This is a genomic window from Nocardiopsis sp. NPDC006832 (assembly GCF_040635885.1).
GTDB lineage: Bacteria > Actinomycetota > Actinomycetes > Streptosporangiales > Streptosporangiaceae > Nocardiopsis.
Genome location: NZ_JBEYLC010000119.1, coordinates 1 through 7,915 on the forward strand (window position 1 = coordinate 1; position 7,915 = coordinate 7,915).

The 7,915-nt window shown below is 68.5% G+C and carries 8 protein-coding genes; 5 read left to right on the plus strand and 3 right to left on the minus strand.

Annotation, left to right across the window (positions count from 1 at the left end):
• Nucleotides 1-140 precede the first annotated feature (140 nt).
• Both ABZ717_RS28200 and ABZ717_RS28205 read right to left on the minus strand, forming a co-directional pair.
• The gene (locus ABZ717_RS28200) at nt 141-1,289 is read right to left on the minus strand and encodes an acyltransferase (protein WP_358516181.1); all 1,149 of its coding nucleotides are present in this window, start codon (nt 1,287-1,289) and stop codon (nt 141-143) included.
• Between the two features lie 27 nt (nt 1,290-1,316).
• Nucleotides 1,317-1,937, minus strand: a complete 621-nt coding sequence (locus ABZ717_RS28205; protein ID WP_358516184.1) for a TetR family transcriptional regulator — start codon at nt 1,935-1,937, stop codon at nt 1,317-1,319.
• Between the two features lie 151 nt (nt 1,938-2,088).
• On the opposite strand from ABZ717_RS28205, the gene ABZ717_RS28210 reads away from it, so the two are divergent.
• The 4 genes from ABZ717_RS28210 (at nt 2,089) to ABZ717_RS28225 (ending at nt 4,424) form a co-directional block, all read left to right on the plus strand.
• Nucleotides 2,089-2,514: a CrcB family protein gene (locus ABZ717_RS28210; RefSeq protein ID WP_358516187.1), complete on the plus strand. Its 426-nt coding sequence runs from the start codon at nt 2,089-2,091 to the stop codon at nt 2,512-2,514.
• Nucleotides 2,511-2,873 carry a CrcB family protein gene (locus ABZ717_RS28215; protein WP_358516190.1) on the plus strand — a complete coding sequence of 121 codons (363 nt, stop codon included), beginning with the start codon at nt 2,511-2,513 and terminating at the stop codon, nt 2,871-2,873. Before ABZ717_RS28210 ends, ABZ717_RS28215 begins: the two co-directional genes overlap by 4 nt.
• 21 nt (nt 2,874-2,894) lie before the next feature.
• Entirely contained in the window at nt 2,895-3,542 is a 648-nt protein-coding gene (locus ABZ717_RS28220; RefSeq protein ID WP_358516193.1) for a methyltransferase, read from the plus strand.
• A 198-nt stretch (nt 3,543-3,740) separates the two neighbouring features.
• The gene (locus ABZ717_RS28225; RefSeq protein ID WP_358516196.1) at nt 3,741-4,424 is read left to right on the plus strand and encodes a DUF4287 domain-containing protein; all 684 of its coding nucleotides are present in this window, start codon (nt 3,741-3,743) and stop codon (nt 4,422-4,424) included.
• A 66-nt stretch (nt 4,425-4,490) separates the two neighbouring features.
• Here ABZ717_RS28225 and ABZ717_RS28230 read toward each other — a convergent pair whose 3' ends face one another.
• Nucleotides 4,491-6,764, minus strand: coding sequence for an excinuclease ABC subunit UvrA (locus ABZ717_RS28230; RefSeq protein WP_358516199.1), 2,274 nt, complete (start codon nt 6,762-6,764; stop codon nt 4,491-4,493).
• Nucleotides 6,765-6,853: 89 nt separating this feature from the next.
• Between ABZ717_RS28230 and ABZ717_RS28235 the strand changes: the two genes are divergently transcribed.
• Nucleotides 6,854-7,663, plus strand: a complete 810-nt coding sequence (locus ABZ717_RS28235) for a TetR/AcrR family transcriptional regulator C-terminal domain-containing protein (RefSeq protein WP_358516202.1) — start codon at nt 6,854-6,856, stop codon at nt 7,661-7,663.
• Nucleotides 7,664-7,915: the final 252 nt, after the last annotated feature.

The window sequence follows — 7,915 nt, forward strand, 5'->3', positions numbered from 1 at the left end:
CGTTGTGTCCAGTGCGGCTACACAGAGCACGCCGATCGGGTGGGAGCGGTCAACGTTGGTATCAGGGCCGGGCTGGTCCTTCCTGTTGCCTGAGTGGTGGCAGGAGAAGCCCACCGCTTCAGCGGTGGGAGGAGTCACGTTCACAGCATCCGATCGACCCCCGGGATGGCCCGCACACCGGCGGCCAACGCCCAGGTCAGTGGCACGCTCAACGCGGCCAGGCCGGCGAACTTGACCACCGCCGGGGCCTGCCAGTCACCCAGGGCCATGCCCACCAACACCAGCACCACCGCGTGCAGCACGTACACGGCGAAGGCGTTCTCACCCAGGAACCGCCACACACGGTTGTCCCGGGCCAGGAACCGACGGAAGAAGACCAGCAGCGCCAGCACCAAACCCACCGAGAACAGGTTCTCCGCCACCAGATGCACCAAGGACGCACCGGTGCCCGGGGCAGCGGTCACGAACACGACCATGACGGGCAGTGACACCGCCGCGGCGATCCCGCCGACCACCCCGGCCCGGTCCGGCAACCGGTGCAACCAGTCACCCCGGTAGGCGAGCGCGCCCACGGTGAACATGGCCACGTACTGGGGCAGGTAACCGGGGCTGGGCAACCCCACCACCGGCCAGTACGGCGCGGGGAAGGCCCACCGCCAGGCGAAGGTGGCCAGGGCCAGCCCCACCGCGAACACCAGAACCGGGACCAGCCAGCGCACCGGCCCTCGCTCCCGAACCTGCGCCACGACCGGGGCGGGCCGGGAGCGACGCTCACGCACACCGCGCACCAGCACATAGACCAGGCTCATCACCAACAGCACCTCTACGAACCACATCGGGCCCGGGTCGATGGTGAGCAGGTACAGCAGCCACAGCGGAAGGTCGGGTTCAGCGGCCAACACCTGTCCGAACGCCGGGATCATGGCCAAGGGCCGCAACAAAACCAGGAACAGCAGCAGGGGAACGCCCAACCGGACCAGGCGTTCGCGCATGAACCCGCGCCGCCCACGCCGATCGATCGAACCCGGCACGAAGTACCCGGCGATGAGGAAGAACATCCCCATGAAGAACGTCTGGTTGAAGAGCACGAACAGATCCAGCGCCACCCCGGAGGGGTCTTGGGCCGGCTCCGTCAGGTACCACACCGGGATGTTGCCGTAGGTGATGGCCGCGTGGTGCAACACGACCAGGACCGTCAGGACCACCCTGAGGTGATCGACGTAGAACAGTCGGGGGCGGGACGGCCGATCGGCCGCCCCGGTGGTGGATGGGCTGATGTTCTGTGCCATGGGGACCTCGTCACTATGGTGTGACGGTCATGGGGCTCGAATCGCACGGACCAGGAGTTCGCCCAGTTCGTCGGCGTGCGCGAGCAGGTCGTGGTCGGGGTGTGTCCGCCAGTACTCGAACATGGCGTCGATGGTCGCCTGTTGGCTGATCGCCATCACCCGCACGTCGAACTCGCGAAACTCCCCGCTCCGCTGCCCGGCTCGGTAGAGCTCTTCCATGGGTTGGTAGATCGCCTCGGGTTGGGACCCATCGAAGCGGGGGGCGCCCTGGGCGTCACGGAAGTGCCGGAAGATCTGGGACAGTGCCGTCATGCGCTCGCGATGGGCCAGCGCGTACTCGGCCACGCCGCGCACGTGGGTGCGCAGCGCACGTTCCATGTTCTGCTCGGCCAGGACCCGGGGCGCGACCTCCTCCCCGATCTGGGTGTAGACGCTTATCACCACCTGGTCCATCAGCTCGTCCTTGCCGTCGAAGTGGTAGGAGATGACGCCTTTGCTCACCTGCGCCGTCCGTGCGATCCGAGCCAGGGAGGCGTTCGGGTAACCGACCTCGGCGATGGTGCGCACCGCCGCGTCGATGATCTGTGCCCTGCGGGCCTCCTCGATGAAGGACCGCTTCTGACCGTCTGGCTCGTTTTTTGACCGCATGGCCAGAATCCTACCCGGGCGGCCGGAAGACCATCGGGGATAGCCCTGATCCCATCCCTGAAGCGGACCCTCGCCCCCGGCTCGGGCAGGAGCCACGGATCTCGGGGTCCGCCGACGCCATCAGGTGCTCTCCGGGTGGAGGATGGGAGCCATGACCCCACCCGCGCCGGCCCGCCTTCGGTCCGTGCTCGCCTTCGTCGCCCTCGGCGGGGCCTTGGGCGCGCTGACCCGCCACGGCCTGGACACCCTGTGGCCGCCCGCCGCCTCGGGGGTGTCCTGGACGATCCTGGCCGTCAACGTCACCGGCAGCCTGCTCATCGGCCTGCTGATGGAACTGATCGCGCACCGGTGGCTCCACAGCCGCTACGTGCGCCCGTTCTGGGGCGTGGGCTTCCTTGGCGGATACACCACCTTCTCCGCCTATGCCGCGGACGTGGTCACCGCCCTGGAACGAGGCGCCCCGCAGGTGGCGCTGGCCTACCTGTCCCTGACCCTGATCGGTGCGCTCACCGCGGCCTGGGCCGCCTCCGCACTGGCCCACCGACTGCTCACCCACAGCGCCGGGAGGAACCCGTGAGCGCTCTGATGGTGGCCCTGGGCGCGGCCGTGGGCGCCCCCACGCGTTTCCTGGTGGACCTGACCCTCCAACGCCGCCTGGGTCGGGCCTTCCCGTGGGGCACCTTGATGGTGAACGTGGTCGGCAGCCTCCTCCTGGGTTCGCTCCTGGGCCTGCCCCTGCCTCCCGAGGCACTGGCACTCCTGGGCACCGGGTTCTGCGGGGCGTTGACCACCTACTCCACCTTCGCCCACGAGACCGTGCGGCTGGCGCGCACCGGCGCCCGGCGGCGCGCTTTGGTCTTCGTCGCGGCCCACCTGTTCCTGGGCTTGGGCGCGGCCTGGCTCGGCCTGGGCCTGACCACGCTCTTGAGGGGTTGAGGGGCCGCTATCGTGACCGGTATGTCGCTGCTCGACCGCATGGCCCGGTTCAACGCGCGCCATCCGTGGAGCCACAACGACTGGTACGGGCCCTGGGTGGTGCGTCGAGTGGTGGCCTCGGGCGCCACCCGCGTGCTGGACGTGGGGTGCGGCACCGGCAACCTGATCGAGCGATTGCACGGGCGGGTTCCCGAGGTCAGCGGCCTGGAACCCGACCCCGACACCGCCGCGCTCGCTCGTGAACGCTTCGCACGCACCCCGGGCGTGACCATCCTCCAGGCCGGATGGGAGCGGCGCGACCCCACCACCCGGTGGGATGCCATCACCCTGGTGGCGGTCCTGCACCACCTGCCCTTGGAGCAGACACTCCCCCAGCTCCGGAAGGCCCTGGCCCCGGGAGGCCGCCTGGTGGTGGTCGGCCACCACCGCGAACAGGGCGTCGCCGACCTGGTCACCGGGCTGGTCTCCGCGGTGCTCAACCCGCTGATCGGCCTGTGCAAGCACCCCAAGGCGGCCACCGCCGCGCTACCGCACATGCGCGCGCCCACCGCCGAACCGCCGCACACCCTGGCCCGGATCCGTGCCGTGGCCGCCCGTCACCTGCCCGGGGCCCGCGTCCACCGCGGCCTGTTCTGGCGGCACACCCTGGTCTACGACCGCCCCCACTGACCAGGGGTGGCGCCCAACACTTCAGCGCAGTAACTTGGAAGTGGCGCGATCCCGCGCCCAACCTCCGGCCCCGGCGCCCACGCCGTCGGCCTCGCGGAGGCAAAGGGGACCTGGGAGTTCTCGGGAGGCCGGTCGAAGACGACCCTTCCGGCGGGGCGATGGGAGCGTGGGTGCCGTCGCGGACCGCCAGGAGCCGTCATGACCAGCAACAAGTCCTTCAAGCAGCGGGTACGCGCCCGGATGGACAAGACCGGCGAGAGCTACACCGCCGCTCGGGCCCATCTGCTCCCCGCACCCGAAATCCCCGCGCCCACCGCCGATACCACCACCGGAACCGGTGCGGCCACCATCCGCCGGCGGGTCTCCGACGACAAGGTGGCTCAGGCGACCGGGCGCGGCTACGACGAGTGGTTCGCCCTGTTGGACTCCTGGCAGGCCACCACGCGCACCCACACCGATATCGCCGCCCACCTGGTCCAAGAGCACGGCGTGCAGGACTGGTACGCCCAGACCGTCACGGTCGCCTACGAGCAGGAACGTGGCCTGCGCGTACCCGGGCAGAAGAAGGACGGGTTCGCCACCAGCGCGAGCAAGACCGTCGATGTGCCCGTGGAGCGGCTGTTCGAGGCCTTCGCCGACCCCACCCTGCGCCAGGAGTGGCTGGGGGTGGTGGCTCACGAGCGGACCGCCAAGGCGGGCAAGCGCTTCACCGCCGACCTGCCCGAGGACACCCGTATCGCCGCCACCTTCCAGGCCAAGGGCCAGGGCAAGTCCCTGGTGGGCATCGAGCACACCCGCATCGGCGGCCCCGAGCGCGCCGCGGCGTGGAAGGGCGACTGGCGCCGCTGGCTGGGCGACCTCAAGAAGCTTCTGGAGGGCTGACCGAAGGGCACGGGCCCGCCCCCGCGAACCATGGTCTTCGGGGCGGGCCCGTCCGTTACCCGGCCGCTAACGTTGCAGGTAGGCGCGCAGGTGATGGGCGGTCAGGGTCTGGCCTTGGTCCACCAACCGCTCCGGAGAACCCTCGAACACGACCCGTCCACCGTCGTGCCCCGCACCCGGGCCCAGGTCGATGATGTGGTCGGCGTGCGCCATGACCGCCTGGTGGTGTTCGATCACCACCACCGTGTTCCCGTCCTGGACCAGCCGGTCCAGCAGCGCCAACAACCGGTCCACGTCCGCCAGGTGCAGCCCGGTGGTGGGCTCGTCCAGCACGTACACCGCCCCCTGCTTGGCCATGGAGATCGCCAGCTTCAACCGCTGACGCTCACCGCCCGACAGGGTGGTCAACGGCTGCCCCAGACCCAGGTAGCCCAGCCCGACGTCGTGCAGCCGGTCCAAGATGGTGCGGGCGTTACCGGAGGTGAAGAACTCACGTGCGGTCTCCACCGACATGGCCAGGACCTGGCTGATGTCCTTGCCGCGCAACGTGTACTGGAGCACCTCGTCCTTGAACCGGCGCCCCTGACACTTCTCGCAGGTGGAGGCCACCCCGGCCATCATCGCCAGGTCGGTGTAGATGACCCCGGCGCCCTTGCATTCGGGGCAGGCCCCCTCGGAGTTGGCGCTGAACAGGGAGGCCTTGACCTGGTTGGCGCGGGCGAAGGCGGTACGGATCGGGTCGAGCAGCCCGGTGTAGGTGGCCGGGTTGGAGCGGCGCGATCCTCGGATCGCCGACTGGTCGACCACCACCACGCCCTCGTGTGCGGGCAGCGCGCCGTGGATGAGCGAACTCTTTCCCGATCCGGCCACCCCGGTGACCACGGTGAGCACGCCCAGGGGCACGTCCACGGACACATCCCGCAGGTTGTGGGTGTTCGCGTCGCGGATGGGCAGGTGCCCGGTGGCGGTGCGCACCTCGTCCTTGAGACGAATCCGGTGGTCCAGGTGACGACCGGTGAGGGTGCCCGAGGCGCGCAGCCCGGCCACGTCACCGGTGTAGGTCACCGAGCCGCCGCGCGGACCGGCGCCCGGGCCCAGGTCCACCACGTGGTCGGCGATGGCGATGGTCTCCGGTTTGTGCTCGACCACCAGTACCGTGTTGCCCTTGTCGCGCAGCCCCAAGAGCAGGTTGTTCATCCGCTCGATGTCGTGCGGGTGCAGTCCCACGGTGGGCTCGTCGAAGACGTAGGTGATGTCGCTGAGGCTGGAGCCCAGGTGGCGGACCATCTTGACCCTTTGGGCCTCACCTCCGGACAGGGTGCCCGACTCCCGGTCCAGACTCAGGTAGCCGAGCCCCACCTCCACCAGGGACTCCAGGGTGTGGGCCAGGGTGTCCACCAACGGTTTGACGGCCGGGTCGTCGATGGTGCGCACGAACGCGGCCAGGTCGTCGATCTGCATCGAGGCGCACTCGGTGATGGTGCGCCCGGCCACCTTGACCTCGCGGGCGGTGGCGTTGAGCCTGGTGCCGGCGCACTCGGGGCAGGTGGAGGTGACCACGGCCCGTTCCACGAAGGCGCGCAGGGCCGGTTGCATCTTGTCGCGGTCCTTGGCCAGGTAGGTCCGCTTGATCTTGGGGACCAGGCCCTCGTAGGAGAAGGAGTTCTTGCCGACCTTGACCTTGGTCAGGGGTCCGTACAGGAAGGTGTTCCACTCCTGGCCGGTGTAGTCGTCCAGGCGTTTGTCGGCGTCCAGCAACCCCGAGTGCACGAACACCTGCCAGTACCAGCTGTCCACCGTGTAACCGGGGACGGTGATGGCGCCCTCGTTCAGGGAGAGTTCGCGGTCGTAGAGTTCCTCCAGCTCGATCTGGTCGGTACGCCCCAGCCCCTCACATTCGAGGCACATGCCCTCGGCGTTGTTGAAGCTGAACACGCTGGAGGGTTCCAGGCGCGGGGTGCCCGCCCGGCTGTAGACGATACGCAGCATGGCGTGGGCGTCGGTGGCCGTTCCCACGGTCGAGCGCGAGTTGGCTCCCATGCGTTCCTGGTCGACGATGATGGCCGCGCTGAGGTTGCGCAGGGAGTCCACGTCGGGTCGGCCGGTGCTGGGCATGAACGACTGCAAGAAGGCGGTGTAGGTCTCGTTGATGAGCCGCTGGGACTCGGCGGCGATGGTACCGAAGACCAGCGAGGACTTCCCCGAACCGGACAGCCCGGTGAAGACGCTCAGTCTCCTCTTGGGGATGTCCACCGAGACGTTGTCGAGGTTGTTCTCCCTGGCCCCACGCACCTGGATGGTGTCGTGGGCGTCGGCCGCTGTGTTCTGTTCGAAGGTCAAGCTGCTCCCCTGGTGCCCGCGTTCCAACGATTCCTTATGCGCTAAACTAACAGCCGAAGCACATTAGTTTATTCCCTAAGGAGACGCAAGTGGTGGTCTACGCCGGCCAGGGCGACCCGCGCCGTTCCATGGCACTGCTGTGGCGCGAACACGAGCAGGGCGAGCGCACCGCCCCCGGCCCCAAACCGGAACTGAACGTGGACCTGGTCGTGCGCACCGCCATCGACATCGCCGACACCCTAGGGCTGCAGGCGCTGTCCATGCGCGCGGTGGGCGAGCGACTGGGCCGCACCGCGATGTCGCTCTACACCTACGTGGCCAGCAAGAACGAGCTCATCGACCTGATGTACGACCAGGCCTTCGCCGAGTTGGCCGATGAGGTCGAGCAGGAGTCACAGGCGGCCACCCTCGACCAGGGCTGGCGCGAGAGCACCCGAACCTGGGTGGGCCTGCTGTGGGACTTCTACCTGCGCCACCCCTGGACCCTGGAGGTCTCCCAGGCCCGCCCCGTCCTGGGCCCCAACGAGTACCGACTCTTCGAATCGCTGGCCACCCTGTTGCACACGGCCGGAATGGCACCCAAGGCCATCAGCAGCACCTTCGGAAGCCTGCTCAACCTGGTTCGCGGCATGGTCCGCACCGCCGCCGAGGCCCGCCAGGCCCAAGCGGTGACCGGGGTACCCGAGGACGAGTGGTGGTACGCCCGCTCCGAACAGCTGGAGGAGTTGGCGCCCGACTTCGCCGAGCGCTTTCCGACCCTGACGTTGATGACCGCCCAGGGCGCCTTCGACAACGAGGACCCCACCGAGCCCTACCTGGAACGCGAGGCCTGGGAGACACTGCGGTTCGGACTGGAGACCTTGCTGGACGGCATCCAACGCCGCATCGACACCGCTTGAGCGACGTCGTCGGGGCCTCAAGAGCGGGTCAGATCCAGCCCAGCAGGAACAACACCAGCAAGGTCAAAGCGGCCGAGACCAGCAGGGACCCCACACAGCCCCAACGGCTGTTGTAGAAAAAGAACACGGGCACCTCCTCAAGGGTTCTCTGATCTTACTTCGGTTCGGTAGACAGATGTCCACTTTCGGATAGTTTGCTACTGAATGAGGAGATTCAAGATGCCTAGGACCCGACCGGCCTACCCGCAGGAG